Below are 1093 nucleotides of genomic sequence, written 5' to 3'. Positions count from 1 at the left end.
GGATAAGTTAAGGCATTTACCATCACCAGAAGGTACTACGTCCGAGCAATGGTGGGCTTGTATAAAATTAGCACGGAGGGTTATATACAAGACGCTAACTTTTGAAGACAAAAATCATAAAAAGTTTGTTTATGTATTAACCGATACAATCCTAAATCAACTTCATAAAATAGATCGTAAGGCAGGTTTTTATACCAGAAAGATCAATAAAGAAGTAAGAGATGATTATTTAGTAAGATCATTAATTGAAGAAGCTATCAATTCTAGTCAGCTAGAAGGGGCATCTACCACTCGAAAAGTCGCAAAAGAAATGTTGAGAACTAGCCGTAAACCGCGAGATATCAGTGAACAGATGAATTTTAAAGCCATGCAATTCATAAGAGAAATGAAAGAAAATAAATTGACCCTTAAAATTATTTACGAATTACACCGTATATTGACATCAGGGACTATGGAAAACACTAAAGAGATAGGTCATATAAGGCAATCGAATGATATACATGTTTGGGACAATACGGATCAAATATTACATACACCTCCAAATTATGAAGAATTAGAATATAGATTAGAGAAACTTTGCAATTTTGCTAATACAAATGATGAACAAATAGGATTTATACATCCTGTGATTAAAGCAATTATATTACATTTTATGTTGGCTTATGATCACCCATTTGCAGATGGAAATGGAAGAACCGCACGTGCATTATTTTATTGGTCCTTAGCGCATGAGGGCTACACACTAATGGAATTTATTTCCATATCCCAAATTATAAAACGCGCCCCAGGTAAATATGCTAAAGCATATTTATATACTGAGACGGATGATAATGATCTTACATATTATTTTTTGCATCAACTAGAAGTTATTTTAGAAGGAATTGAATGTATTGAAGAATATATAGATAGAAAAAATCAAGATATTAAAGAAATTGAGCAATTACTTTATGAAAATCAAACTCTAAAAGATAAAATGAACCATAGACAAATTAATCTTATTAAGCACGCAATGAATCATCCAAACACACAGTATAAAATAGAAATACATCGTCAATCTCACAACATAACTTATGATACTGCTAGAACAGATTTA

General features: G+C 31.6%; 1 protein-coding gene. It reads left to right on the top strand.

Annotated features, from left to right (window positions below):
- A partial coding sequence (locus ACQY7T_RS13405) for a Fic family protein (protein ID WP_428414027.1) occupies positions 1-1093 on the top strand: 1093 nt, incomplete at both ends.

The organism is Legionella sp., from assembly GCF_965140895.1.
In the GTDB taxonomy this organism is placed as follows: Bacteria; Pseudomonadota; Gammaproteobacteria; order Legionellales; family Legionellaceae; genus Legionella.
The sequence above is the reverse complement of the archived record's forward strand: the minus strand, read 5'-3'. Positions and strand labels throughout refer to the sequence as shown.